Origin of the sequence: Streptomyces sp. NPDC091282 (assembly GCF_044757385.1) — a bacterium.
GTDB classification, from domain to species: Bacteria; Actinomycetota; Actinomycetes; order Streptomycetales; family Streptomycetaceae; genus Streptomyces; species Streptomyces gramineus.
In genome coordinates this window covers 114,545-139,047 of sequence record NZ_JBIVUX010000002.1, presented here as the reverse complement: position 1 = coordinate 139,047, position 24,503 = coordinate 114,545, and the positions used below count along the sequence as shown (strand labels likewise).

Annotated in this window: 24 protein-coding genes and 2 pseudogenes; 13 read left to right on the top strand and 13 right to left on the bottom strand. The window is 68.1% G+C overall.

What is annotated here, in order from left to right; translation table 11 throughout:
* Window positions 1-361: 361 nt before the first annotated feature.
* From ACIQOE_RS07770 to ACIQOE_RS07760, 3 genes are all read right to left on the bottom strand, one after another.
* Window positions 362-1,087, bottom strand: a complete 726-nt coding sequence (locus ACIQOE_RS07770) for an anti-sigma factor domain-containing protein (RefSeq protein WP_401410354.1) — start codon at window positions 1,085-1,087, stop codon at window positions 362-364.
* The gene (locus tag ACIQOE_RS07765; protein ID WP_401410352.1) at window positions 1,084-1,653 is read right to left on the bottom strand and encodes a sigma-70 family RNA polymerase sigma factor; all 570 of its coding nucleotides are present in this window, start codon (window positions 1,651-1,653) and stop codon (window positions 1,084-1,086) included. The genes ACIQOE_RS07770 and ACIQOE_RS07765 overlap by 4 nt, the downstream gene beginning before the upstream one ends.
* Before the next feature lie 224 nt (window positions 1,654-1,877).
* Entirely contained in the window at window positions 1,878-2,375 is a 498-nt protein-coding gene (locus tag ACIQOE_RS07760; protein WP_401410350.1) for an ATP-binding protein, read from the bottom strand.
* Between the two features lie 199 nt (window positions 2,376-2,574).
* On the opposite strand from ACIQOE_RS07760, the gene ACIQOE_RS07755 reads away from it, so the two are divergent.
* From ACIQOE_RS07755 to ACIQOE_RS07740, 4 genes are all read left to right on the top strand, one after another.
* Window positions 2,575-2,886, top strand: coding sequence for a hypothetical protein (locus ACIQOE_RS07755; RefSeq protein WP_399013440.1), 312 nt, complete (start codon window positions 2,575-2,577; stop codon window positions 2,884-2,886).
* A 389-nt stretch (window positions 2,887-3,275) separates the two neighbouring features.
* Window positions 3,276-5,402 carry an MMPL family transporter gene (locus ACIQOE_RS07750; RefSeq protein ID WP_401410348.1) on the top strand — a complete coding sequence of 709 codons (2,127 nt, stop codon included), beginning with the start codon at window positions 3,276-3,278 and terminating at the stop codon, window positions 5,400-5,402.
* 296 nt (window positions 5,403-5,698) lie between these two features.
* Complete coding sequence (locus ACIQOE_RS07745; protein ID WP_401411534.1) at window positions 5,699-6,958, top strand: molybdopterin-dependent oxidoreductase; 1,260 nt, start codon at window positions 5,699-5,701, stop codon at window positions 6,956-6,958.
* Entirely contained in the window at window positions 6,922-7,476 is a 555-nt protein-coding gene (locus ACIQOE_RS07740; RefSeq protein ID WP_401410346.1) for a hypothetical protein, read from the top strand. The genes ACIQOE_RS07745 and ACIQOE_RS07740 overlap by 37 nt, the downstream gene beginning before the upstream one ends.
* On the opposite strand, the gene ACIQOE_RS07735 is transcribed toward ACIQOE_RS07740, so the two are convergent.
* On the bottom strand, window positions 7,446-7,760 hold the full coding sequence (locus tag ACIQOE_RS07735) for a hypothetical protein (RefSeq protein WP_401410344.1): 315 nt from the start codon (window positions 7,758-7,760) through the stop codon (window positions 7,446-7,448). The two genes, ACIQOE_RS07740 and ACIQOE_RS07735, sit on opposite strands and share 31 nt — an antisense overlap.
* 150 nt (window positions 7,761-7,910) lie before the next feature.
* On the opposite strand from ACIQOE_RS07735, the gene ACIQOE_RS07730 reads away from it, so the two are divergent.
* Entirely contained in the window at window positions 7,911-8,162 is a 252-nt protein-coding gene (locus ACIQOE_RS07730; RefSeq protein WP_363020516.1) for a chaplin, read from the top strand.
* A gap of 29 nt (window positions 8,163-8,191) precedes the next feature.
* Here the strand turns inward: ACIQOE_RS07730 and ACIQOE_RS07725 are convergent, their stop codons facing one another.
* Complete coding sequence (locus tag ACIQOE_RS07725; RefSeq protein ID WP_401410342.1) at window positions 8,192-8,320, bottom strand: hypothetical protein; 129 nt, start codon at window positions 8,318-8,320, stop codon at window positions 8,192-8,194.
* 442 nt (window positions 8,321-8,762) lie between these two features.
* Window positions 8,763-9,746, bottom strand: coding sequence for a helix-turn-helix domain-containing protein (locus ACIQOE_RS07720; RefSeq protein WP_401410340.1), 984 nt, complete (start codon window positions 9,744-9,746; stop codon window positions 8,763-8,765).
* Window positions 9,747-9,968: 222 nt separating this feature from the next.
* Between ACIQOE_RS07720 and ACIQOE_RS07715 the strand changes: the two genes are divergently transcribed.
* From ACIQOE_RS07715 to ACIQOE_RS07695, 5 genes and pseudogenes are all read left to right on the top strand, one after another.
* Window positions 9,969-10,913 (top strand): NADP-dependent oxidoreductase, encoded by a 945-nt coding sequence (locus ACIQOE_RS07715; RefSeq protein ID WP_401410338.1) that lies wholly within the window; start codon window positions 9,969-9,971, stop codon window positions 10,911-10,913.
* Between the two features lie 38 nt (window positions 10,914-10,951).
* Window positions 10,952-11,452, top strand: coding sequence for a cupin domain-containing protein (locus ACIQOE_RS07710; protein WP_401410336.1), 501 nt, complete (start codon window positions 10,952-10,954; stop codon window positions 11,450-11,452).
* A 2,151-nt stretch (window positions 11,453-13,603) separates the two neighbouring features.
* Complete coding sequence (locus tag ACIQOE_RS07705) at window positions 13,604-14,500, top strand: DUF5655 domain-containing protein (protein ID WP_401411532.1); 897 nt, start codon at window positions 13,604-13,606, stop codon at window positions 14,498-14,500.
* Between the two features lie 207 nt (window positions 14,501-14,707).
* Window positions 14,708-15,085 (top strand): annotated as a pseudogene (locus ACIQOE_RS07700) (hypothetical protein); the annotation flags it as partial.
* Window positions 15,086-15,388: 303 nt separating this feature from the next.
* Window positions 15,389-16,561: a PP2C family protein-serine/threonine phosphatase gene (locus ACIQOE_RS07695; RefSeq protein WP_401410334.1), complete on the top strand. Its 1,173-nt coding sequence runs from the start codon at window positions 15,389-15,391 to the stop codon at window positions 16,559-16,561.
* A 144-nt stretch (window positions 16,562-16,705) separates the two neighbouring features.
* Here the strand turns inward: ACIQOE_RS07695 and ACIQOE_RS07690 are convergent, their stop codons facing one another.
* Window positions 16,706-16,882 (bottom strand): CsbD family protein, encoded by a 177-nt coding sequence (locus ACIQOE_RS07690; protein ID WP_401410332.1) that lies wholly within the window; start codon window positions 16,880-16,882, stop codon window positions 16,706-16,708.
* 177 nt (window positions 16,883-17,059) lie between these two features.
* On the opposite strand from ACIQOE_RS07690, the gene ACIQOE_RS07685 reads away from it, so the two are divergent.
* Together ACIQOE_RS07685 and ACIQOE_RS07680 are read left to right on the top strand one after the other, a co-directional pair.
* Window positions 17,060-17,227 (top strand): hydrophobic protein, encoded by a 168-nt coding sequence (locus ACIQOE_RS07685; RefSeq protein WP_351313579.1) that lies wholly within the window; start codon window positions 17,060-17,062, stop codon window positions 17,225-17,227.
* Window positions 17,228-17,564: 337 nt separating this feature from the next.
* Window positions 17,565-17,918, top strand: coding sequence for a PRC-barrel domain-containing protein (locus ACIQOE_RS07680; protein WP_399013449.1), 354 nt, complete (start codon window positions 17,565-17,567; stop codon window positions 17,916-17,918).
* 300 nt (window positions 17,919-18,218) lie between these two features.
* Here the strand turns inward: ACIQOE_RS07680 and ACIQOE_RS07675 are convergent, their stop codons facing one another.
* The 6 genes and pseudogenes from ACIQOE_RS07675 to ACIQOE_RS07650 all read right to left on the bottom strand — a co-directional run bounded on the left by ACIQOE_RS07675 (window position 18,219) and on the right by ACIQOE_RS07650 (window position 22,436).
* Window positions 18,219-18,578, bottom strand: a complete 360-nt coding sequence (locus ACIQOE_RS07675) for an ANTAR domain-containing protein (RefSeq protein WP_401410329.1) — start codon at window positions 18,576-18,578, stop codon at window positions 18,219-18,221.
* Window positions 18,579-18,926: 348 nt separating this feature from the next.
* Window positions 18,927-19,340: a SpoIIE family protein phosphatase gene (locus tag ACIQOE_RS07670; protein ID WP_401411530.1), complete on the bottom strand. Its 414-nt coding sequence runs from the start codon at window positions 19,338-19,340 to the stop codon at window positions 18,927-18,929.
* A 6-nt stretch (window positions 19,341-19,346) separates the two neighbouring features.
* Window positions 19,347-19,637: pseudogene (locus tag ACIQOE_RS07665) on the bottom strand (DUF6192 family protein); the annotation flags it as partial.
* A gap of 651 nt (window positions 19,638-20,288) precedes the next feature.
* A complete protein-coding gene (locus ACIQOE_RS07660) occupies window positions 20,289-20,663 on the bottom strand; it encodes an STAS domain-containing protein (RefSeq protein WP_401410327.1) in 375 nt (124 codons plus the stop codon).
* Between the two features lie 300 nt (window positions 20,664-20,963).
* A complete protein-coding gene (locus ACIQOE_RS07655) occupies window positions 20,964-21,437 on the bottom strand; it encodes an ATP-binding protein (RefSeq protein ID WP_401410325.1) in 474 nt (157 codons plus the stop codon).
* 795 nt (window positions 21,438-22,232) lie between these two features.
* Window positions 22,233-22,436 (bottom strand): cold-shock protein, encoded by a 204-nt coding sequence (locus tag ACIQOE_RS07650; RefSeq protein WP_401410323.1) that lies wholly within the window; start codon window positions 22,434-22,436, stop codon window positions 22,233-22,235.
* A 469-nt stretch (window positions 22,437-22,905) separates the two neighbouring features.
* On the opposite strand from ACIQOE_RS07650, the gene ACIQOE_RS07645 reads away from it, so the two are divergent.
* Window positions 22,906-24,489, top strand: coding sequence for an FMN-binding glutamate synthase family protein (locus tag ACIQOE_RS07645; protein WP_401410321.1), 1,584 nt, complete (start codon window positions 22,906-22,908; stop codon window positions 24,487-24,489).
* Window positions 24,490-24,503: the final 14 nt, after the last annotated feature.

Here is a 24,503-nt window from a genome sequence, read left to right as displayed (position 1 = left end):
GAACGACTCCCTCAGACCCTTCCGACGGCTGCGCCTCTGATGTCTCCGTCAGGTGAATGGTCTTTTTGTGGAGCAGCCAGGGCCGGTCTTTCCTCCTGTCGGCCGGTGAAAGACGGCGTGGGCCGCCAAGAGGCACGCGCAGACGGTTGCGGGATGGAGCTGCATCCGCTGGGGCCCGGATTCCGCTGCAGCCGGAGGTTGCGTCGTATCAGGCCCCGGAGATCAGTCAGGTCTCGTGCGATCGCCTCGTCGGTGGAGCGTGCGGCACACCGTCAACTACTCACGCGCGTTGATCAGCTCTCACGAATGACGCGGTAGACGTGGGTGTCTACGGCTATGGCGGGGACGGATAAGAGGGCCGTCACAGCTCGACGATGGCAAGGGGCGGGCTGGTCGGGCGGCGTGAGCCACCCGCGGGTTCGGTGGTGATACCGACCGCTGTGGCGCGGCCGAGGGCGCCGAGCAGGATGCGGGCCTGGCGTCCGCCCGATCCGGAGAGCAGGCCGGCCGGCCGGTAGACACCGTTGTTGGCGTACCACAGCTGGTAGACCTTCTCCTGGCCGAGAGCCGGGAGACCTGACGCGATGAACGCCGTCTTCCCTTCTTGCCGTGAGACGACCACTCCGGCCTGAGCGCCGTTGCTGAGTGCGCTGGTGCGCAGCGTGGCGTCGGGAGCCGTGAACACTTCGGCCAGTGCGGCTGTGCTCTGCTGCTCTCGGAGCGCGGTGTGCTCCGCGTTCCGTACTTGCTCATGCTGCAACCAGGCAGTCGTGCCACTCGCGGCGGTGGCCGCGACACATGCGGCGAGCGCCCAGGGCAGGAGTCGGTGTCCGCGGCGCGCACGAGGGGGAAAAGTCTCCTGCTGCGTGCGGCGGATCTCGTCAAGGAGGCGCGAGCGCGCCCCGTCGTCCGGAGCGAGCGCGCCGCCCTCGGCGAGCCCGACGACCGCTTCCATGAGCTGTTGGGCCTCCCTTCGGCAGCTGTCGCAGGCTGCCAGATGGGCTGCGAAAGTGGCCCGTTCACCGGGCGGGAGGGCGTCTAGTACGTAGGCGCCCACGGCTTCGTGGAGGTTGGGCTCGGCCTTCATTCCCCTGCCTCCAGACACTCACGCAGACGGTGCAGACCCGTACGCATCCGGGTTTTCACTGTGCCGGCCGGTCTGTTCAAGGCCCGGGCGACCTCCTCGTAGGTGAGACCTTCGTAGTAGGCCAGCACCAGGGGGACCCTCAGGTCACGGCCGAGGGCCGCCAGGCAGCGGTACAGCCTGAGTTGCTCGTCCCGGTCTTCGACCAGCTCAGCCACCATGTCGAAGGGCCTTTCGCTGTTGCACAGCGCCGCCCTGCGCTCACGCTCGGCCGAAGCCTGCGCCGAACGCACCCGGTCCACTGCCCGATGGTGAGCCAAGGAGAACACCCACGTCCTGGCCGACGCACGCTCGGGATGAAACCGGGCCGCGGTACGCCAGACTTCGATCATGACCTCCTGCGCGACTTCCTCAGCCTGGGACGCGTCGCGCACCACGCGCAGGACCAGACCTCGCACCGAGCCGGACAAGCCGTCGTACAGCAGAGCGAATGCCTCCTCGCTGCCATGTGCGGTCTCGGTCAGGTACCTGTCGAACCGCTGGTCGACGGCGGACCTCTGCCTGTGCATTCCTGTCGGTCCTCTCCCGCCGTCGCGCGTTTCGACCTGGCCTTCGCCTTCAGCCTGGTCTCCTGGCCGCTTCATCGCACCCGCTGAGACGGGGATGCCGGGGAGTCCGTCCGTTCGGCCCTGTCTCCGCGGAGTCGCTGCCTGCTCGTAGAGGACCTCGACCTGCCGGCGGGGCGTGTGATGATTCGCTGCACGATCCCGGGTACGAGCACAGGCCGGGATGGTCACCTGGTTGTGCCGTCACTGACGAAGAGATCCGCCCACACCACGTGCCCCTCTGGTGTCGGCCGCTCGCCCCATCGGCTGGACAGAGCATCGACCAGATACAGGCCCCGGCCGGACTCTTCAAGCGTGAAGGACGGGTGTCTCCACCTGGCCCGCTGCACCTTGCTGTCGAAACTCGGACCGTGATCGATGACTTTCACTCTCAACATGGGTCGCCGACGGAACCGGCGGCGTAGCGCGCATTCGACGTGTACGGGTGGACGGCCGTGGCGAAGGGCAGTCGACAGCAGTTCACTGGCGACCACGGTGGCGTCGTCTGCGAGATCCTCCATCTGCCAGCGCGCCAGGCAGGCGCGCAGGTCTCCACGCAGCACTGCGGTGGAATCGGCCGAGGCGTAGCAGAGCCGGTAGGAATCGAGGTACATCGCGAACACCTTCAAGGGGCTTGCCGAGAATTCGTTGCCGGCAGCGCTGCGGATTCCCTCTCGGGTCGGCATGGGGGCAGGCCCGGCCCCTGTCTGCACGGGACTCAGCTCAGCAGCTTCGCGTCCGATCCTGCGGGAGGTGAGATCGCCCTCATATGTTCTGCGAACACGACGCAGCCGCGACAAAAGTTGCATAGGTGACCAAACCATGGCGTCTCTGGTTCCGAATCACAGGCATGGATTCTCCGGGATTCGGGAGGAGATGTATCGGATGCGACCACTGAAGATGAAGAGGCTCGCCGTCCTGGCGGCAACGGGTGCGATGCTGGCCGGCGGTGCAGCCATCGGCACCGCCGGCACTGCCGTGGCGTCCGTACCCGCCTCCGCGCCCGCCTCACTCGGCCAGCTTCACAGCGACCGTGGCGGGGGCCACCACGATGGCTACCGGCATGGCCAATGGCGCAGCGACCGGCAGTACTACGGGTACCACGACGGGTACGGCTACGGCTACGGCTACTCACATCACCGCTGGCATGACGGCTGGTGGGGTGACGGCTGCTGGCACTCCGGGTACTGGTACTGATCCGGCATATTGTCGAGTACCGGCCAGGGCGGCCACCAATATTTGTGGTGGCCGCCCTTTCCGTGCTGGGCAGCGCAGCGGCAGGCATGTACGCCCTGTCACTAGCGGACCGGCATGGAGTGTGGCCGTTCGGGACAAAAGGCTCCGGCCGGACAGGGCGTCAGGTACTGCCACCCCTGAACGGAGCGACCTTCCGGGTGTTCGGGTGCCGGCTCCTGCCTCCGATCGTGTGAATACGCGCGGCACCACCAAGCCGGGGTGGGGATTCGCCTCGGATAGCCAGGGGAAAGGGCGCGTGAGCCCGACGAGGAGCAGTAGTGCGTCTGGAGGTTTTGCCCGAGCCTCTCCGCGGGCCGTGACCGGTTGGTTCACAAGTGTGAGGTGGTGCCGTGCGTTTGCTCCGCGGGTCTTTCATCGGCGTGAAGCTGCCGTTGCTGATCGTCGTCGTCTGGTTGGCCGCGGGGGTGAGCACAGCGGGTTTTCCTTTCCGGCTCGGGTCTGCAGCCACGCAACGGCCCTCGGCAACGCTGCCCGCCGATGCCGAATCGAGTCGGGTGGCCGAAGAACTCGAAGCCGGGAGTGAGCCGGATGGACTGCCGGTGGTTCTGGTGTGGGACGCCGTCGACCGGACCGATCGCACGGGGCGTCACTCCAGGACGCTCTCGGAGAGCGCAGCGCGGCGTGCCCTGTCTTCACTGCCCGCCTCGCTGGCCTCTTCCGGGCCGGTCACCGCATCCCGCACCGGGCGGTCCCTCCTCTGCGTCGTCACTCTGAACGATCCTGACGAGGCTCGGCTGGGTGCCACGTTGGAGCGGATCAGGCGGGCCGCGAGGACGGTGCCCGGCTCCCGGGTCGAACTGGCGGGCCCCGCTCCAGCACAGGTAGACCTGACGGCGTCCTTCGAGGGGATCGACGGCAGGCTCCTGGCCATCACCCTCATCATGGTGGGTGGCATCCTTATGTGGGTCTACCGGAGTCTGCTGATGCCGCTGGTGGTCATCGCCTCCGGTGTCCTAGCGCTGACACTGAGCAGCGCGGCCCTGTACGCGATGCAGGCTCGCGGGTGGGTCGCGGTCGACGGCCAGACGCAGGGCATTCTGTCGGTTCTCGTCATCGGCGCGACCACCGACTACGGTCTCCTGCTCCTGTCCCGTTACCGCGAGTTCGCGCAATCGATGCCCCGCGCCCAGGCCATGCGCGTGGCCTGGGCGGCGAACTGGGCGCCGATCACCGCGAGCGGAGCAACCGTGGCGTGCGCGATGGCCGCGCTTCTCTTCAGCGGTCTGCCCTCGAACCGCTCCCTCGCGCCGGCCGGTGCCGTGGCGATGGGCTGCTGCGTTCTGTCCGCGCTCACATTCGTCCCTGCTGCGGCGCTTCTGGGAGCGCGCGCGACACCTGGCCCTCGCGAACCCCACCACAGCCGGAGAAGTCAACGTATCTGGTCGTATGCGACAGAGATCGTTGGCCGTCGCACTCGCGCCGTATGGCTGCTCGGGCTCACCGCGCTGGCGGGCTGCGCGGCCCTGGCCGGGTTCCTGGCTCCCCTGGGTGTGCCACTGGCCCAGGCACTCGGCGCGCAAGCTCCTTCCGTACGCGCCCAGTCAGCAGTCGAGGCGCACTTTCCCGCCGGCACGGGCAGTCCCCTGATCATTCTCACGAGCAGTTCCGCCGTCCAAGAGGTGCGAGAACGGATCGTCTCCACGAAGGGCGTGGCAGAAGCACAGGTGATCAAGGGCGCGGCGCCTGCGGCAAGTCGTGCGGTGATCCAGGCTACGCTCGACAGCGCACCCGACAGCGAGCGCGCCCAGCAGACCGTGGAACGCGTGCGCCAGGCCGCCAGTGCTGTGCGGAGCCAGCACGCGGACGTCGGCGGGTACCCGGCTCAGGTGCACGACCTGCAAAAGGCCGCGCAGGACGACGAGCTTCGCGTGATGCCAGCCGTGCTGATCATCGTCGTCATTCTGCTGGCCGCCCTCCTGCGCAGTCTGGCCCTCCCTCTGCTCCTCGCGGGTGCCGCGGTGGCCAACTTCCTCGCCGCGCTCGGCATCTCGGCGGTGATCTTCCGTCTCGCCTACGGCTCCGCCCTGACGGAGCCGTCCCTGATCCTGTTCTCCTTCGTCTTCCTCATCGCTCTGGGCGTCGACTACAACATCTTCCTCATGCACCGGGTGCGCGAGGAGTCCCTGTCGGCGGGTCACCGCAGCGGCACTCTCCGGGGAGTCACCGCCACCGGCGGCGTCATCAGTTCCGCGGGCGTCATCCTCGCCGCAACCTTCGCCGCCCTCACCGTGATGCCGCTGCGCTACCTGGTGCAGATCGGCATCATCATCGCCGTGGGCATCCTCCTCGACACCCTCTTCGTCCGCCTCCTCCTGCTTCCCGCCCTCGTCCTCGAAGCGGGCCCGCGCCTGTGGTGGCCCACCCGACTGCCATCCGTCCGACACCCATTCCGCCCCGGCGAAGTGCAGCCTCAGACTGCAGCCACAACCTCCTCCACACCGCTCATCCGCCGCTGAACGTCCCGGCGCTGGTCTCTTTCCACCAAGGCCCGGCCGGCCTCGGCGGAGTACCGAGCGCTGAACCGGGCGTGTCGCGGTGCCGGTCCGGGCACCGGGTGCGGGATGTTCACCCCAGCACTTATGTCGGCTGGGTCCGTTTCAAGGTGAATTGGTGGAGGCTTCGAGTGGCGGCGAGCGACGGCAGGCCCGACCGGCCGGAAGACAGATCCTCTCAGCGACCGCGCACGGTCCCCCCGAGGTCGACGCCGTCGCGTGTGAAGGCCCGCGAACGACTCCGCGACCTTGGTGACCGGGTGCGGTCGGCGGAGCCGCCGCCCGGACCCGCGCGACCGGGATTCTGGCGCAGCCCCCTGCGCGGTCCGTGGCTAACCGGCGTGTTCGGACTGGTGCTGCTGGTGGGGATCACGACGCTCTTCGTCACGGGTCTGTTGTCGTACGCGGCCTACAACCCAGACCTTGCCGCACGCAACGATCCGACTCCGGACAAGGGCTGGCTGGGATTCTACCTGTTCACGTGGCCCACTTCGCCGTACTGGTTGTACCGCCTGACCCAGGGCACGCACGTCGTCCTGGGTGTGGTCCTCGTCCCGGTGCTTCTGGCGAAGCTGTGGTCGGTGATCCCGAAACTGTTCGAGTGGCCGCCGGTCCGCTCCGTCAGCAACGCCCTGGAGCGGTTGTCGCTGCTCTTCCTCGTGGGCGGTGCCGGGTTCACCTTCGCCACCGGGATCCTCAACATCCAGCTGGACTATGTCTTCCCCGGATCATTTTACCCACTGCACTTCTACGGCGCTTGGGTGTTCATCGGCGCGTTCGCCATCCATGTCGCCTTTCGGTTCTCCCGCGCGGTGCGCGGTGTCCGGGCCGGACACCGCTCCCGTCCGGTACCCGGCTCAAGGGAAGCGGCGGGACTCGTGACACCGCGTCCCGCACCCGCGACGATCTCCCGGCGAGGAGCGGTCGCCATGGTCGGGGCCGGCTCGCTTGCCCTGCTGGCGGTCACGGCAGGGCAGAGCATCGGAGGCTGGTGGCGCAGGACGGCCCTGCTGGCACCGCATGGTCGGGATCCTGGTTCAGGGCCGAATGGCTTTCAGATCAACAAGACAGCCGCCTCGGTCGGTATCCGGCCCAGCGACGTCGGTCCCGCCTGGCGCCTGACCGTTCGCGGCGCGGGCCGCCAGGAGGTGCTCACCCGGGAGATGCTGCTGACCATGCCGCAGCATGACTCCGCGCTACCGATCGCCTGTGTGGAGGGCTGGTCCACCCCCGACCAGCAGTGGTCAGGTGTGCGCCTCACGGATCTGGCCGCGTTGGTGGGACTCGGCACGGACACTCCTCAGGTGCTGGTGGAGTCGGTTCAGCGCGGCGGCGCGTTCTCCTCTGTGGTGCTTGCGGCCAACCAGGCCCGCGATGACCGTTCCCTGCTCGCGATGCGGGTGAACGGCGCCGACCTGTCACCTGACCACGGCTTCCCGGCGCGCGTGATCATCCCGGGCGCTCCGGGGGTGCACAACACCAAATGGGTCAGCCGTCTCACCTTCGGGGAGCACGCGTGAAGCGTTTGACCGACGCCTTCCGCAGCCGCTACGCCGCCTCCCCCCTTCATCTCGTCCTCGTCCTCGCCTCCTTCGCGGTCGCCCTCTACGCGGGGATTCGCCTGCTGAAGGGGGACACCCTCGGGGTGGTGTTGTGGTTCGTGGGTGCCGCCCTGCTGCACGACCTGGTCCTGCTGCCCTGCTACTCGCTTACCGATCGCGCCGCCCAGTCGCTGTTTCGGGCTGGAGGGGTACCGGACGGAAGCACGCACCGGCAGAGCGTCAACTACCTACGGGTGCCGGCGTTCGTCTCAGGGCTGCTGCTCCTTGTGTGGTGGCCGCTGATCCTGCGTCGGGGCGGCCACTACACAGCCGATACCAGCCTGTCCGCTGACGGGTTTCTGGCGCGTTGGCTGCTGATCAGCGCCGCCTCGTTCCTGGCCTCTGCCCTGGTCTGGGCCGTGCGGACCTGGCTGCACCTGCGGCCGCAGCGCAGGGCACGTCGGACTCAGGCGCGGGCGCGCAGAGCGACGAAGTGACGTTCCGTCGAAGAGGGGGTCCACTGCTCGGCGACCGTCCAGCCCGACGTCAGGGCGTACCGGACCAGGGCGGGGGAACCGACGGTCGCCCAGGAGAAGAAGGGCCCGACGGGCCGCTGCCCGGCGTGCATGCGGACACGGCGGCACTCGTCCACGTCGCTCTCGACGCACTCCACGATGAGCAGTCCCCGGCCATGGACGAGGCCTCTGATCCGCCACAGCAGCACGCGGGGCGCGCCGCCGATCCCGATGTTCCCGTCGATCAGCAGCGCCGTGTCCCCCATATGAATCGCTTGCTGCGCCTTTCGGGTGAATACGAGCCGAGAGACCCGTCCATGGGCGGCGCGGGCCCGGATTACCGCCGTCCGAGGCGAACAGCGCGTCGGACGGCGGCCGGATCCGCCGATCCCGGCTCTGTGAAGGAGAAGAACATGATGTCTCGCGTGATGCGCGGTGCTGCCCTGCTGGCCGCGTCCGGCGCCGTGGTGCTGGGCGGTGCCGCCGTGGCGTCCGCCGACGCGGGCGCCCAGGGGGCGGCCGTGGGATCTCCGGGCGTGCTGTCCGGCAACGTCATCCAGATCCCGGTGCACATCCCCGTCAACGCCTGCGGCAACTCGGTCAACGTGATCGCTCTGCTCAACCCGGCCTTCGGGAACACCTGCGCCAACCTCGGCCGGGGCATGTGACCGGCTGACCCCCTCGGCCGCCGTGATGCCTACAGGAAGATCGGCCCGGTGGACAGGCAGCTCGCGGCGGCCCGGCCCGTGAGCTGCTCGCTCGGGTGCAGGAGGCCGCCGACGAGTTCGGCGACGGTGCGGTGCCACAGGGGGGAGCGGCGGAGCATGGCGTGGTCGCCTCGGCGGACGAGGATGATGCCGGCGCGGGTCTGCTGCGTCCGTGCTCGGCGGACGTAGTCGGCGGACGCGTCGGCACTGGTGATCCGGTCGCGGGTGCCGTGCAGTACGACGGCGCGCTTGCCCCGCAGGTGCCCGGTGGGCTCGCCGGGCGGCAGCCAGGGCGCCAGCGCTATCGGTCGAGGGCTGCCCCGCCCTCGTACAGCGAACCTTGTGGCCGCCGCCGTCGGGGATGCGTCCGATGACGAAACTCTGCCCGCTACCAGCGACGCGATGATCCGGTGGTCGATGATTACGCGGATGAGCCGGCGTCTGGCACGGCCACGGGCCGCCAGCCGGCACTGATGGGTAGCCGCGTGGTCACACCGAAGCACGTGGTGGAGAGCTTCGCGGCCTTCCCGGCGCTGCTCCGCGCGGCGGCCGGGTGGGGCGTTACGTCAGGCGGCGTGCGAATTGTGTTGGTGTCGCGTGGTATTGCTTCTTGAAAGCGCGGATGAAGTGGCTGCTGTCGGTGAAGTGCCAACGCGCGGCCGCCTCGGAGACGGTGAGCCGTGCCCCGGAGACGGTGAGTGCCGCGGCCGCTTCCTCCAGGCGTCGGCGGCGGATGTAGGCGCTGAACGACTCGTCCACACTCGCGAAGGACCGTTGCAGGGTCCGGACGGAGACGTGCAGTTGCGCGGCGACTGCGGCCGGCGACAACTCGGCGTCGGTGAGCCGAGCATCTGCCAGGTCCTTGGCCGCCTGCGCCAGCGCCGGGGTGAAGGCGGGCTCGCGGTCGTCGAAGTGGTCGAGGATCAGCCCTTTGGCGAGTTCCAGCAGGGCGTTGCGGGACGCGTGCGCTCCCGCCGGGCCGAGGCCGCTCACGGTCCGCTGCACCATGCTGGTGTGCGCCATGAGGATCTGCGCCACGGGCGATGTGGCCTGACCGGTGCGCGGTTTCCCGGCGACCAGGGGCCGCAGGGCGTCGCCGGGAAAGATGAAAATGCGGGTGCCGATCACGGGCGTGGTGTGGAAGTGGTTCTCCGTCACGACGTGGTGCATGAAGTAGGTGCCGGCCGAAACGTACGCGTCACCGCCCTGATCATGCGGGTCCTGTAGGGCCACCACACCGCGCAACCCGACGTACAACCTGATCTCATCGTGCTCGTACCTCCCGACTGCCCGGGTGCTCACGGGTGACGATGCCCAGAGCTCGTTGACGGCGGTGTCTTCCAGCGTCACCGAGCGCATCGAGCCCTGGAAGCCGTCGACGGTGGAAGCGCTGAATTCCGGCAGCGGGTACAGGTCTCCCATACGGTCGTTCCAGGTGTCGATGAACGGCTCCCACGTGCCCCGACCGGTGCCGGTGGAGTCGGCGTCGACGTTGAACGTACCCACCTTGGTGGCAGGGCCAGGAAAACGCGGCCTGCTCGTCATGCGCCCTCCGCCCCCTTGAGGATGTCGTCGTAATCCCATTCCGTGTCGTGAAGGTACACCCGTTCTATGTATGCCCGTTCCTACGCTTGGTGGCGATTCAACCTCCACGACGATCTACCGCCTGCCGACCGTGCCTGGCGTCGCAGCCACCGTGTTTTCAGTCTTGATCTCACGCGCGGCGCAGGGGCGACCGCGACCTCGCGGGCGAAAGTGAGAAGAACTATGAAGGCAGTGCGCTTCCACCAGTACGGCGACCCCGATGTCCTGCGCTACGAGGATGTGGAACAGCCGAATCCAGGCGCCGGGCAGGTGCGGGTCCGTGTCGCGGCGACGTCGTTCAACCCGGTCGACGCCAACATTCGCGCCGGTTTCATGCAGGGGCCGATCCCTGTGACGCTGCCGCACACACCCGGCATCGACGTCGCCGGCACGGTCGACGCGCTCGGCGAAGGCATGACCGGCATCCAGGCCGGGGAGCAGGTCATCGGCTTCCTGCCGATGGCGGGACCCGGCGCCGCAGCGGAATACGTTCTGGCACCGGCTGAGTCCCTGACGCCCGCGCCCAAGAGCGTCGCGCTGTCCGACGCGGCCGCGCTGCCGCTGGTGGGCCTGACCGCATGGCAGGCGCTGTTCGAGCACGCCAAGCTGACCGCCGGACAGCGCGTGCTGATCAACGGTGCGGGCGGAGCGGTCGGCGGCTACGCCGTGCAGTTGGCCAAGCAGGCCAGCGCCCACGTGATCGCCACGGCGGGTCCGCACAGCAGCCGACGCGTCACGGACGCGGGCGCGGACGACATCATCGACCACACGACCGCCGACGTCGTCGCAGCGGTTAGCCAGCCGGTCGACGTCGTACTCAACCTCGCGCCGGTCGAACCGGCACAACTGGCCGCGCTCCTCGGCCTGATCCGCCCCGGCGGTGTCCTGGTGAACACCACCGTGTGGATGCCCGCTCCCACCGACGAGGAGCGCAACGTACGCGGCATCGACCTGTTCGTCCGCAGCGACGCGGAGCAGCTGTCGCACCTGGTGGAGCTGATCGACGGCGGCGAGCTGCGCGTCGAGGTCGCCCGGCGGGTGCCGCTGGCCGAGCTGCCGGCCCTGCACGCCGACGCTGCCGCGGGTGTACTGCCCAGCGGCAAGGTCGTCGTCACGCCCGGCGCCTGACTGGCCCACCTGACTGCGCTGTGAAGGAGACGACCCCGATGATCCCCGACGACGATCCGTCGCGCTCGCTGACCATGGCGAACCCTGACGACCCCGGCACGACGTACATCTCACTGGTGGGCAACACCTACGGCATGCTGATCACCGGCGAGCAGACCGACGGCCGATACTGCCTGATCGACATGCGTATCCCCGACGGTGGCGGCCCGCCGCCGCACCGGCACGACTTCGAGGAGATGTTCACGGTCCTCGAGGGCGAGATCGAGTTCACATTCCGCGGCGAAAACCACACCGTACGGGCCGGGTCCACGATCAACATCCCGGCCAACGCGCCGCACAACTTCCGCAACGCATCGGGTGCGCCCGCCCGCATGCTGTGCATGTGCACCCCCGCCGGCCAGGACGAGTACTTCACACGCATCGGTGACGTCGTCGTCGGCAAAGGCGCACCGCCCCCGCAGCTGTCGGACAACGAACTCGCCGAACGCCGCCACCGAGCCGCCGAGTTGGCGTCGATCTACCGGAGCGAGTTCCTGTAGCTCGCATGCCGGGCATGCCGGGCATGCCCGGCATGCCCGGCATGCCCGGCATGCCCGGCACTGGTCTCCCGTGGGTAAACTCGCCCTGACCTTGGTGATCGTCAAGTGCACCGACGACATGACAGGTTCGTGGTGCTCCCCAGACACCGGGTGGCAGAGCGCACGTTCGCATGGTTGATGAACTCCCGCCGTCTGGCCCGGGACTACGAGACGTTGCCGCCCAGCGGCGAGGCGGTGATCCGGTGGTAGACGGTCACGTGGATGAGCCGGCGTCCAGCACGGCCACGGGCCGCAGGCCGGCACTGAACATCGTCGATGCTTCCAGCAGGAGCCACCCGCGTTCTGCCAGACGCCTGGCCCCGGAACGCACCCCCTCGACCTTCGCCGACGTCGTCCCAAGGCCCAGCGGACCTTGCGCGGCTCTGGCCGGAGGACCGTGTGGCAGCGGTCGGCTTGGCTCCGCTCTCGCGGGACGATGTGACCCTCGCCGCTCGTAGCGTGGGGCTTGAAGACCCAGCGGCCCTCTCGGAGGTGGTATAGCAACGCGGCTCGGTGACGCTTGACTGTGCCCTCCCCGCCAGCGACGAGGACTGGCGCGTGACGTCGCTGGCTCCGGCTCGATCTGCTGGCGAGCTCCACGAGCGAGAAGCGAGTTCCATTTGAACTGTTTCCGATGATGCATCATGTGGAGTGCGTGGCCATCCTTGAACCGGTCAAAAAGGGCGCCTGACCTGTGGTTTTGGTCGTGCGCATTATGTGCGGTGTGGGCGTTACAGGCGATATCTTGACGCTGAAATGACGCTCGTGACGCTCATTTGACGCTCGTTCTGATGGGGTGTCAGGTGTGCATTGGGCAGGTCAGGTGGCGTCAAAGCTGCGAGCGACGATGTGACGCCGAGGGCTGGTGACGCTCAATGCGGGGCCCGCCGGATCGTGCAGATCAGATGTCCCGGAAGAGACCAGCCGACGCGGTGACCTGCCGCGATGCGTGATTGATGACCGCTGACCTGCGCGAATGAACTTTCAGCTGCTTTCACGTTCGTGCCGACTGATGGGGCCGGAAGTCCCAGAAAAGTCCCAGAGGACTCTCGCTGCTGACGGGTGCCCTTTCAGTTCTGTACGCCCATGCGAGCTCGTCAACAATGGACGGGAAGAGCGACTTCGGGACCAGCCCCGCGTGCGCAGAGATCACGTCTTGGACCCACACCCGTCACGCGCGGGACTGGGATCAACCCCGCGTGCGCGGGGACCACCGGGAGTCGTCCGAGCGAGTCGACGACGTCGCGGGGGCAACCCACCTCCGCTCGCGCGGAGAGGACGCCGACGGCCGCTCCTACGACACCGGGCAGGTCGGTTCACCTCCGCTCGAGCGGAGGTGAACCGTAGTCCTCGAAGTCGAGGGCGAGCACGTCGGGCTGCTCTCCGCGCGAGCCGAGGTGACCCGGCCGTCTCTGGCTTGGTCTCCTTGCAGCCGATGCCGATGCCGACGAACCCGGCACGGCCGCTGTTATCGAAGTGCTTGCCGAACTTGCGGAGGCATATCGAAACACCGTCACAGACCTCCTGGGGGCGGTTGTGAAGGCTGCCACCTCGCCAGATGACGGCGATCAGAAAGAGACCGCTTCCTCGGGAGGGACGCCCGCGTAGGAGGGCCAGCCCTGGCCCTTGAAGGCGATCTCGGTGGCAGGGATGCCGACGGAGCGTCCATGCCGTAGGTGGTGACGTGGGCGTCGGCGCGCGTTACGGCCGTGAAATGGGGGGCGTTGAGGACGGTGAGCCCCCTTGTTGGGTATGGCTTCGGCTATTCCGCCATTAGCTTGGGCGACCTTGTCCTGCGTGCCGGACTCGGCGATGTGGGCGGTGTCGAAGTTGGGGCTTTGGGTGCAAGAACTCAGAGCAGGCGCTTAGAAGGCACGTGCTCTATCCACTGAGCTACGGGGGCTGACCTGGGGAAACGTAGTCTCTCGGTGCTGTCTCCCGGAGCGTGGGGGACGCATGGGGGAATTGCTGGTTCCCGGTGACCGGGGGACGTGGGTGCTCTCCGGTCGTCTGTACTCAGGGTCTCACGTTACGGTCGTGGCTCTGGGGCTTCTCGCGGAAATAATCCCGCCCCTGCTTGGCGTTGGTGATCATCAAGCCGAGGAGGGGAAGGTGTCGGGCCTGAAATTGTTCCGTAGGGACGTGGCGCATGCCGGCATGACCGAGGTCACGCCGCGTCTTGCTGAGGTCGAAGCCGATGTGCAGGGTCTCGTCGAGGCGCACATGGAGACGTTGCTGGGCGTCCGGTTCCTGGCGAGCGAGTACAGCACCGGACCGGTGCACGGGGGCCGAATCGATTCGCTCGGGCTGGACGAGAACGGCTCGCCGTGCATCGTCGAGTACAAGCGCGGCACGGATGCCGGCGTGATCAACCAGGGCCTGTTCTACCTGGCCTGGCTGATGGACCACCGAGCGGAGTTCGAGCGCCTGGTCCGCGACCGGCTCGGGGTGACGGCCGCGTCCCAGGTCCTGTGGAGCGGCCCGCGCCTGATCTGCGTCGCCGGCGACTTCACCCGCTACGACGTGCACGCTGTGCGTGAGCACCGGCGCTCGATCGACCTGGTCCGCTACCGACTCTTCGGCAGTGACCTGCTCGGCCTTGAGACGGTTGCCTCCGTGAGCGGTGGCATGGCGATGGGCCGCCGGGCGCGGCGCCAGTCCGTTGCCCAGGCAGCGGTCGACGTCCGAGGTGCGGCGATGATGGAGTTGGCGGGCGCTGTCGACGAGGTCCTGCTCGGGCTCGGGGACGGTGTGAACCGCGTGGAGCGCAAGCAGTACCGGGCGTATCAGCGGCTGCGGAACTTCGCCTGCCTGTGCCCGCCGCAGCGCAGCAAGCTGCTGGTCTACCTGAAGGTCGACCCGAAGGATGTCGACCTCGTTCCGGGTTTCACCCGGGACGTGTCGGGTCTCGGGCACCACGGGACGGGCGATCTAGAGGTCCAGCTACGGACGCCGCGGGACGTGGAGCGGGCGCAGGATCTGTTCCGGGCGAGCTACGCGGCCGCGTGAACGGCTACGGCTGCGCATCTCACTCGACTGGCTGAGCTTGGTGTCGTGTTTGAGGGTGTGGGTGGCTTCTTTCGACGTCCGAGCAGGTAGTGGCGGTGGAGTATCTATGGTCCGCGGGATCGCCGGTTTGGCCAACCGGCGATCCTGGGCTATGTTGCCGCCGCGCCGGGATGAGGCGGCGCTCGTCCAGGCCGTGGGCCCCGTGAGGTCCTGATGCGCATCGAGTCGTCCAGCATCTGCCGCACTGACCTGGAAATCCTTGACGGTGCGCTGGAGTGTCCGCTGCCCATCGTGGCCGATCTCGCAGAAGGGCCGGCCACGGTCGTGGAGGTAGGGCCCGGCATCACGACGGTCGCAACCTGCCGCTGCGGCCCAGCGCTGCTGCCTCCGGGGGTCCCGCGTCAGTGCCATGACTGTCGTGACTGGATTCCCGCCGGACGGCGGGCAGGCTTGGTGGCGCACATCAACCTGCCCAGCTTTGCGCCGGGCCACCGACGCCTGCTGTTTCCGCTGCAGCGGCATCACCGGCGACCGCGCCGACCGGGGCGGTGCCGGTCTCAGCCTGCAGTGTCCCGACCTGGGTGAGCGGCACCGCACGCGCCTCGTGCAGCGGCTGGGGGCGTCCCGGGCAGCGGACAGGGCTGAGGACCTCCTGCGGCGGCGTTGGGCTCCCGTGGCACGATGTGCTGTCCGTGTCATCCTCGGCGCGGACCTGCCATGCCTGGGGTTGGTTGCCTGGGCGCCATCGTGGAGTGAGGTGCCGGAGTGACCCTGGGTGAATCGGACACCGACGCCGGGCGGCCTTCGCGCCGGGATGTGCGCGGAGGTCACGATGGCGCCGCGACGACGGCGGCGGAACTGTTGCAGGCGGCCGAGAGCGCGCCGCCGGTGGAATCACTTGATGTGGTCGCCCGGATCCTGCAGAAGCGGCTCGGGGCGCTCTCGGTGTCGTTTCTGATCACCGACTTCACCGGAAGCTCGGTGGTCCGCCTGGGAGCTGCCGGCACTGTCGACACAGGTGAGCGGGCTCGGCGGATCCCGTTGGCGGGAACCGTCTACGACGACGTGATCCGCACCCAGCGTCCCACGGTGGAGCACACCGGCGGGCAAGCACGGATCGTGGCACCAGTGACCAACCGCGGGGATGCCATCGGGCTGCTGGAGCTCTACCTGCCGGTGGCGCCGGATGCGCGGGTGTTGGAGGAGATCGGTGAGGCGGCGCACGCGCTGGCGTACATCGTCATCGCCAACCGGCCCTTCACCGACCTGTACCAGTGGGGCCGGCGCACCCTGCCGCTGAGTCTGGCCGCAGAGATCCAGCACCGCCTGCTTCCGTCGTCGCTGACGTGCGAGGGAGCCCAGTTCGCGGTCGCCGGAGCGCTCGAACCCGCGGACCACGTCGGAGGCGACACCTTCGACTACGTCCTGGACCGCGACACCGTGCAGTTGTCGATCACCGACGCCATGGGCCACGACGTGGCCGCCGCGATGCTGGCCACGCTGGCTGTCAGCGCCCTGCGCCGGGCCCGACGAGCAGGCGCCGACCTGGTGGAACAGGCGTTCCAGGCCGACAAGGCGCTGCGGGAGCACGACCGGACGGGATACGTGACCGGTCAGCTCCTGCGCATCAATCTGCCCGACGGCACAACCGAGTTCGTCAACGCGGGCCACCCCTGGCCGCTGCGGCTGCGCGACGGCCGGGTGGAAGAGATCACTCCCAAGGTCGACCTTCCCTTCGGCTTCCACCCGTTGCACGACTACCGGGCGCAGACACTCGACCTGCGGCCCGGCGACCGGCTGGTGCTGCTCAGCGACGGCATGCTCGAACGCCACGCCAAAGCCCTGGATCTCCCCGGCGCGATCGTCGGTACCCGGGACCTTCATCCGCGAGAGGCCGCCCGTGCCCTGATCGGCGCGGTCCTCGAAGCCGGCGAAGGCCACCTGACGGACGACGCGACCGTCATCTGCCTGGACTGGCACGGCACCGACACCTCCCGGCGCACCGCCGACACCGGCGCCAACCTCGCCGACGCCTCCGCAGCGTCCCCGCAACAACCCTGACCGCACTACTGCGGCTCCGCCCGGCAACCACATGGCCAGGCGGCAGCACCAGGAGGACGAGTGTGGAGGGGCAGCGGTTGGAGCAGTGCGAGACAGCACAGATCCCGGGCGTCGTGTGATGCCCGGGATCTGTGGTGGTGCGGCCTACTTGGGCTTGATCGCGTCCTTGGCCTTTTCCTTGGCCGCGCGCAGGTCGCCCTTGGACTCCTCGGCCTGCCCTTCGGCCTTCAGGCGCTCGTTGCCGACAGCCCCGCCGACAGCCTTCTTGACCTTGCCCTTGGCCTGCTCGCCCTTGGCCTGAGCCTTCTCGTCCGCAGCCATTCACTCCTGCCTCGCTCGGAATTCACGTTCGCCCTGCGTGTGACCCCCGGCGGCATTTCCAAACCTGACGGTCTGTGGCACGGTCAGTCGCAGTCATCGGCGTTATAAAAACTATATAAGATCCGCAGGAGTGAAGATCGATTCGCGGGATACACGGTGGGTCGGAGGTTGATAACTATGGTTCCCGTTCTGCTTGTTCTTCTTCTTGCTCTGATCCTTTTCGGTGCCGGTTTCGCACTCAAGGCCCTGTGGTGGATCGCGGTCATCGTGCTGATCGTGTGGGTCCTCGGGTTCGTGATCCGTCCCACCAGCGGTGGCAAGCGCGGCCGCTGGTACCGCTGGTAGGCGGCCCCCAACAGCCCATCCGCCAGGGGGGTCCCGACGCCAAGGCGTCGGGACCCCCCTGGCGGCGTTCTGGTGCTGCTGTCGTGAGGGGAGCGGTTTTCCTGTCGATCCGTGGTACAGGAAGTAAACGGCCGGAGACGGCCGTGACGCCGGGAACCACGGCCTCCAGCACGCCGTCTCCGGCCGTCCCGTCTTTTCAGGACGCGAAGGTGTGAGCCGCGAAGGCCGGGGCACCCGGCATTCTGAGGGGACGTCACCTATTGGAAGGCGTTCCGGAAAAGCGAACCCGCGGTATAGCTGTGGGACGTAGCGAATCTCTGCAAGGGAGCCGTGCAATATGAGTGACAGCATCTGGGGCTACCAGCCGACCACCGGCTACACCGCGGGCACCGACCTGACCGGCTACAAGGTCGAGGCCACCGACGGCAGCATCGGCAAGGTCGACAAGCACTCGGACGACGTCGACTCCGCCTACCTCGTCGTCGACACCGGCGTGTGGATCTTCGGCAAGCACGTCCTGCTGCCCGCCGGCACCGTGCGCACGGTCGACCCGGACGAGCGCAAGATCTACGTCGGCCTCACCAAGGACCAGATCAAGGACTCCCCGGAGTTTGACAAGGACAAGCACCTCGGTGACGCCGGCTACCACCAGCAGGTCGGCGGCTACTACGAGACCCACCGGGGCATCTGACCCCACGCCGCAGCACGGGAGGGGCCCGCCAAAGAACACTTTGGCGGGCCCCTCCCGTGCTGCCCCTGACCTAGGACGGCGTGCAGTCGGGGTACCGGCCCCGGTATAGCTGACACGACTGCCTGATGGAGGCCGTGTGCTTGCGGGTGGCGCTCAGTCTGTGTCCCCCATACGGCTGATGCGGCAGAGCCGTGTAACCGTCCGCCCAGGTCGCGAGCACGAACGGACCGGAACGGCCGTTGCGCGCCGCGCACTCACCTTGCCCGGCCTGCGTCCTTGACGGATGCGTTCACTCCCAGGTCACGCATGTCCGTTCTCCTGGGACAGGCGGCAGGAGTCGCTGAGCCGCCAGCTTTGCAGGGCGGCCTCTAGTTCTCTGTGCACCGGCGCCGACATCGGTCGTGCGCCCAGGGCCCAGCCGGTGATCTCGTCGGCGACTGCATGAAGTTTGACGTTGGCGTGCTGTGAGACCTCGCGTAGCACGTGCCACCCGTCGGCCGGGGGTGTCCGGTACACCGCCATGAGCACGCCGATCGCCTGGTCGATCACTGCATGGGAATCGACCGCCTGCCGCAACTGCGCGTTCTCCTCTTGCAGCCGGGCCATCTTCTCCTCGTTCTGAGGATCGTCCGGGGCGGACGGTTCACGCGACGGCTGCATGACAGAGTCCTCTGAAACCGGGAACAGGGCCGTAAAAACGATTGCCCCGCCAAAGCGGCGCCAGCCCCTCGTATTCACATTTTCGCACCCGCCGCAGGCGGTGTCCCCTCGCCACCGCGGCGGCGAAGGGACACCAGGGGCTGCTGTCCCAACCCATGCCCGAGTGGCCACAGACGCCTCGCTCACACCTACCCGCCGCAGAGCGCTCATGGGACGGGCCGCACATTCACAACCCGGACGTACTCTGTGCCCAGCCCAGCCCAGCCCAGCCCAGCCCAGCCCAGCCCAGCCCAGCCCAGGGCCTGGCCCGGGTACCGGGTCAAGCGTCGCGTGTCTGTCATGAGCGCATCATCTGGCAAAGCCGAAGGGCCGGCCAGGGCAGCTGTCATCCGCGCCGGATTCGTCCGGTTGCTCGTCCGGTTCACGGGCGAGGCGCTGGACGACGAGGAGGGTGATGTCGTCGGAGTGCTCAACGGGCAGCATGATGTCGATCAGCCGGTCTGCGATCTGTTCGGTTCCCGGCCCGCAGCTCACGGCTGTTTGAACGGCGTCGGCTTGTATCGTCAGTCCCGCCTCCAGGTCGAGGTCGGGGCTTTCGACCAGTGCGTCGGTCACCATCAACAGGGTGTCGTCTGAGGTGCGGCTGGGAGTGGCAGGCGTCAGAGCCGTTCGCGGGCCGCGTCCCGATCGGTCATGTCGGCGGGCGTGACGTTGATCATGACCGGCAGGCCGATCGTGTCCACCGCGATGTCTGCATTCCAAGGCGTGCTCGATCTGCCTGACCGTGGGCGTGCGCTGGCGGATGACCACGTAGCCGCTCGGAGTTGTCGAACTGGGCCCATTTGAACAGCATTTGGTCGTGCTGTCCCCGCAGTCTCTCCCGCGCGGCCTCCGGCCTGCGCAGCGGCTCGGGCTCACCGTCTTGGCGACCTCCTCGTCCCGGGAGAGTTCCTGAACCACCCGGACCCGTTCGGCCGGCGGCAACGAGGCGGCCGCGGTAGGCCAGCGCAGCAGGTCAGCGGTGACCGTCGCAGAGACCTCGTCACCCCGGGGCAGGTCGGCGACGGCCTGACCTGCTCATGCAACGGTGACGGGCTTGTCGACGCGCCGGCGTTCAATTGGACCGACGCCGACATGAACGGCTGCGACGCTTGCGCCGAGGTCCTCCTCGCCGAAGCCGTCACCGCCCCCCGAGACCGGTCCGGAGTGCGCACTGACGGCAGAAGTTGGTGCTCGCCTCGACCGCTACTCGAGCAGGGCGAGCCTTGTGGGCGTCGGCCACCCGGCCCCGCCGGCTGGGGCGTGGGACTCCGGCGCCTCCGTCGCGTCCCTGGCACTGCAGGCGGGCCCACGGCCCTAGGATCCCCCGGCCTGGTCTGGCCCGAAGCTGGACGTGGCCTTCGCCACGGCATGAGGAGAACCCGTCTGCGGCCGGATTCGGCGCCTGAGGGGAGAGCCCCGTCGGCTGCCCGGCATGAACTCGAGTCTCGGCACCAACCGCGTCACCCCCTCACCCAGCGAGTCGCCCGGCCGGACGTGACAGCAGCCCGCCCTGTGGGAGTCAGGGCGGGCCGCCAGGGGGTGAAGCGGCGCGAAGAACGCCGGTCCCCATCACGTCCCGGACGCCCTCCACACACGAATCGTATGACGGCCGGCAGCCCGCCGCGCGAAACGCTGCCCCTTCCGAGCAAGCCGCCTTCCCTGCCCGGGTCAGGGAGTGATCGCGTCATTCACGGTCGGCCGGATGTCGAGGACCTGGTCCGCGCCGGTCAGCTCCAGCACCCGCTGAAAATTGTGCGCCGGTCTGGCCAGCCGCAGATCATGACAACGCCGGAAGGCCAGCAGCGCACTCAGCACGGTGGAGTCGGCGAACGTGAATCCGGCCGCGTCCACGACGACCGTCGCATGCGTGACGGTCGCCTCCTGCAAAGCCCCAACCAGCAGAGGAACGGAGTTCAGGTCGAACGCGCCATAGGCCGCCACGACCCACACACCGCCCTGCTCGTACTGAGTCAGATATGGCCGCGCCGCCGCGCGCGATGTAATGCGACCCGACCTCTCGACGTCATCGTTCGCGGTACCCATATAACTGAGTATGCCGCGAAGATCCCGGTCCCTGATAGAGCGCACTGAGGGTCGGGCAGAGCCTGGAGCGCACCCCCTGGAATCGAACCCATGAGCGGTTTGCCGTCGGACGCCCCGCGCCTGCGCGCGACCCTGGCGCACCTCGACCGGCAAGCAACCGATGTCGTATGCCGCACGAGTAGCTCCGCCCAAACACACCCGAGACCGCGCGCCAGGCGCTTGCCAAGGATGGTGCGTTCTTCACGGCGTGCCCCGGGGTCATGCCAGCATCTGTGACCGCCTGCCCGAGACATCACCCGGTCACAGCTGACGGCCGGCAGCGTTCCCACCGGGATCGTCGGCCAGCGCGATCGTCGTAGTGATCCGCTTGCCCACCGGTTCACGGTGGACGGCGAAGCTCTGGCCGACGGCCATCACGATCTCCAGCCCGTGCTGGCCGACGCGGCTCGGGTCGGGCGCGAGGATCGCGGGCGGGGTGGGGTTGCTGTCCCAGACGGTCACCTCGATGGCGCCGCCGTTGATCCCCAGGGTGAGCAGGCAAGGGCCGGGTGCGTACTTCCGGGCGTTGGTCACCAACTCGCTGACCACAAGCTGCACCACGCCCATCGCGCGTCCGAACACCGGCAGTCCGTGCACGGCCTGCACGTCGGTAAGGAAGGTGCGGGCCAGGTCGCGGGCGAGGGCGATGTCCTCGCTGCCCTCAAACGCGCCGGACACCGCCTGGACGTCCCCCAGCAGCGATAGCCTGCCCTCGCCGCCTGCTCTCTGTTCCATACCGGTCCGCCCCCCGCCTCCGCGCCCAAACATGCTTCGACCCGGATGCCCCGGAACCTTCACATCATGCGGGGGCCTGGTTAGCAGGAGTGGCGCAGCGGGGTATGTCAGCAGCCCCGACCACGCCAGAACAGACACCTGACCTGCAAGGTCACAGGTCTACCTCTCGGGGTCGCGCAACCTCTGGTGCAACATCAGCCGCAACACCGTGGCGCAACAGCATCCGCAACCGACATCCGTGAAGGCATGCTCACCAGCCAGTAGGCACGGCAGGACCGTCAGGCCGACGCAGATATGGCAGGCGACCGGAACGGCACCGTGGACGGCATGACCGGCCTGCACCAGGACCACGTCAGCGCGTGACGCAGAGCCGAGCGCATGCCCTCGTCACCTGCCTGGAGCCGACCCCAGAGTCAAGACCGGATCCGGGCTCCGAGGTGACGTCGACACCACTCGCATCCTGGCGCACCCGCAGGCCCTCTGCGTCCTCATCGGACGACGCCAGATCGAATCCGGCACGCACGAGCGTCCGGCGGACATCCATCAACAGCCCGTTACCGTCACCCACAGTATTCACTTCGACACCCAAGCCTGTGCAGGCCATGAACGCCGAGCAGCCACTGACGGTCTGCTGCCTCCACGCGGCTGGCTACCACGATGTACTGGACGCGGCTGCCGGTCGTGCTGCCGACGTACTTAGGGCCAGGGACCTCTTTCCTGGTCACCTGGCCTCACGTCTTCAGGAGGCCACAACTTCCGGCCGCCTCGTACTACGCCGACTGTCTACTGATGAACTCAGCTACGGACAATGTTCTCGGCTTGGGGACCTTTGGGGCCCTGAGCCACGTCGAACACGACGTGCTGGCCCTCTACAAGTTCCCGGAACCCGCTGCCGGAGATCTGGGAGTAGTGCGCGAACACATCCGGTCCGCCGCCGTCCTGTTCGATGAATCCGAAGCCCTTCTCGGCGTTGAACCACTTCACGGTGCCGCTGGCCATACTCGTGCCCTTCATATCCTGCCGGGAATCGCTGGCTCGTCTGGGTGCGGTGCTGTCCGCGATCGGACGGGGCCCGCACCCAGTTCTATCCTGGCGCCGCTTCGGGGACCCGGCTCCGCACGGGGCGTGTCGTGTCGGGGTCTGGCACACGTATCGCCGACTGAACCGTGCCTCGGCACTCTCAGAGAGGTGGCTGGGGCGGTCATCAGCGGACCCACCAAGGCGAGCCGAATCGGCCCCGTTTCTAAGATGATTCGTGAAGATCAGGCGTTTTGAGGCGGCCCCGGAGGGCGGCTCGATTCGGGACCACCGGGCTGACGAACCAGACGGCGGCCGTGCAAGGACATCGGGCACCATGACCCTTCGCTTCCGACCCGCGTCCACACGTGGTTCTCAGTGTCTACGGTGCCTGGCCGTACTGCATTCCGTCGGCGCGCATGGTGATCGATATTCCGGCAATGCGTCGGGTGTGATACGCGTCGGAACTATCGGCCTGACGCTGCTGGCCGCCCTCGGGACTTCGGCAGCAGCGATCGGAATCTCGCCCTACTGGTGGTTTGCGGCCCTCCCTCTCACGCTCGTGGGTGCGCTGGGCGTGTGGGACCTGGTACAGCGCCGGCACTCGGTGCTGCGCAACTATCCGCTCCTCGGGCATGCCCGCTTCCTCATGGAGCGCATACGTCCGGAGTTGCAGCAGTACTTCATCGAGCGGAACTTCGACGGACGTCCCTACGACCGGGACGTGCGCAGCATCGTCTACGAGCGCGCCAAGGGCACGGACGCGGAGGAGCCCTACGGCACCGAACGGGACGTGTACCGGCCCGGCCACGAGTTCCTGGTGCCGTCGATGGCGCCCCGCTCGGTGCCGGAGATCCCGCCGCGGGTGCGGGTCGGTGGCCCGGACTGCGGACGTCCTTACGAGATGGCGCTGCTGAACGTCTCGGCGATGAGCTTCGGTTCGCTCTCCGCCAACGCGGTTCTCGCGCTCAACGGGGGCGCGGCGGCGGGAGGGTTCGCACAGGACACTGGTGAGGGCGGACTGTCCGAGTACCACCTGCGGCCGGGCGGCGACCTGGTGTGGGAGATCGGCACCGGGTACTTCGGCTGCCGGACGGAGGACGGCGGTTTCGACGCCGCCGAATTCAGCGACAAGGCCGCGCACGATCATGTCAAGTGCGTGTCCCTGAAACTGTCACAGGGCGCCAAGCCGGGCATCGGGGGCGTCCTGCCGGGTGCCAAGGTGAACGCCGAGATCGCCCGGGTCCGGGACGTTCCCGAAGGACGGACGGTCATCTCCCCGCCGTACCACCGTGTGTTCTCCACCCCGCGCGAACTCGTGCGGTTCATCGCCCGCATGCGGGAGCTGTCCGGTGGCAAGCCTGCCGGGTTCAAGCTCTGCGTGGGCTCGCGCCGGCAGTTCCTCGCCGTGTGCAAGGCCATGCTGGAGGAAGGCACGGCGCCTGACTTCATCGTGGTGGACGGCGCCGAGGGCGGGACCGGTGCGGCGCCGCTGGAGTTCGCGGACCACGTGGGCACCCCGCTCACCGAAGGGCTGCTCACCGTGCACAACGCCCTCGTGGGCACGGGCCTGCGCGAACGCATCAAAGTGGGGGCGAGCGGCAAGATCGCCACCGGCGCCGACCTGGTCAAACGCATGGTGCAAGGTGCCGACTACGGCAACGCCGCGCGGGCGATGATGTTCGCCGTCGGCTGCATCCAGGCGCAGAAGTGCCACACGAACACCTGCCCCACCGGCGTGACCACCCAGGACCCCCGCCGGGCCCGTGCCCTCCACGTCCCCGACAAGACGGCGCGCGTACAGCGCTTCCAGGAAGCGACCGTCGCCAGCGCCCTGCAGATCATGGCTGCCATGGGTGTCACCGATCCCGCCCAACTGCGTCCGTACATGCTCCGCCGGCGCGTCGACCCATTCACCGAGCGGTCCTACGAGGAGCTGTACGAGTGGCTGGCGCCAGGGCAGCTGCTCGCCGAGCCGCCGGCTTCCTGGGCAGCCGACTGGAACGCAGCCGACCCCGACTATTTCACCGTCTGAACCGGAGGACTCAC

Coding starts and splice junctions, on each gene's coding strand:
- ACIQOE_RS07765 (WP_401410352.1), bottom strand. CDS start 1,653: ATGCACAGGCAGAGGTCCGCCGTCGACCAGCGGTTCGACAGGTACCTG.
- ACIQOE_RS07685 (WP_351313579.1), top strand. CDS start 17,060: ATGGTTCCCGTTCTGCTTGTTCTTCTTCTTGCTCTGATCCTTTTCGGT.
- ACIQOE_RS07715 (WP_401410338.1), top strand. CDS start 9,969: ATGAAGGCAGTGCGCTTCCACCAGTACGGCGACCCCGATGTCCTGCGC.
- ACIQOE_RS07655 (WP_401410325.1), bottom strand. CDS start 21,437: ATGGAACAGAGAGCAGGCGGCGAGGGCAGGCTATCGCTGCTGGGGGAC.
- ACIQOE_RS07660 (WP_401410327.1), bottom strand. CDS start 20,663: ATGGGTACCGCGAACGATGACGTCGAGAGGTCGGGTCGCATTACATCG.
- ACIQOE_RS07680 (WP_399013449.1), top strand. CDS start 17,565: ATGAGTGACAGCATCTGGGGCTACCAGCCGACCACCGGCTACACCGCG.
- ACIQOE_RS07720 (WP_401410340.1), bottom strand. CDS start 9,746: ATGACGAGCAGGCCGCGTTTTCCTGGCCCTGCCACCAAGGTGGGTACG.
- ACIQOE_RS07760 (WP_401410350.1), bottom strand. CDS start 2,375: ATGCCGACCCGAGAGGGAATCCGCAGCGCTGCCGGCAACGAATTCTCG.
- ACIQOE_RS07675 (WP_401410329.1), bottom strand. CDS start 18,578: ATGCAGCCGTCGCGTGAACCGTCCGCCCCGGACGATCCTCAGAACGAG.
- ACIQOE_RS07740 (WP_401410346.1), top strand. CDS start 6,922: ATGGGTCAGCCGTCTCACCTTCGGGGAGCACGCGTGAAGCGTTTGACC.
- ACIQOE_RS07730 (WP_363020516.1), top strand. CDS start 7,911: ATGTCTCGCGTGATGCGCGGTGCTGCCCTGCTGGCCGCGTCCGGCGCC.
- ACIQOE_RS07710 (WP_401410336.1), top strand. CDS start 10,952: ATGATCCCCGACGACGATCCGTCGCGCTCGCTGACCATGGCGAACCCT.
- ACIQOE_RS07725 (WP_401410342.1), bottom strand. CDS start 8,320: ATGCTCCGCCGCTCCCCCCTGTGGCACCGCACCGTCGCCGAACTCGTC.
- ACIQOE_RS07770 (WP_401410354.1), bottom strand. CDS start 1,087: ATGAAGGCCGAGCCCAACCTCCACGAAGCCGTGGGCGCCTACGTACTA.
- ACIQOE_RS07735 (WP_401410344.1), bottom strand. CDS start 7,760: ATGGGGGACACGGCGCTGCTGATCGACGGGAACATCGGGATCGGCGGC.
- ACIQOE_RS07690 (WP_401410332.1), bottom strand. CDS start 16,882: ATGGCTGCGGACGAGAAGGCTCAGGCCAAGGGCGAGCAGGCCAAGGGC.
- ACIQOE_RS07650 (WP_401410323.1), bottom strand. CDS start 22,436: ATGGCCAGCGGCACCGTGAAGTGGTTCAACGCCGAGAAGGGCTTCGGA.
- ACIQOE_RS07755 (WP_399013440.1), top strand. CDS start 2,575: ATGCGACCACTGAAGATGAAGAGGCTCGCCGTCCTGGCGGCAACGGGT.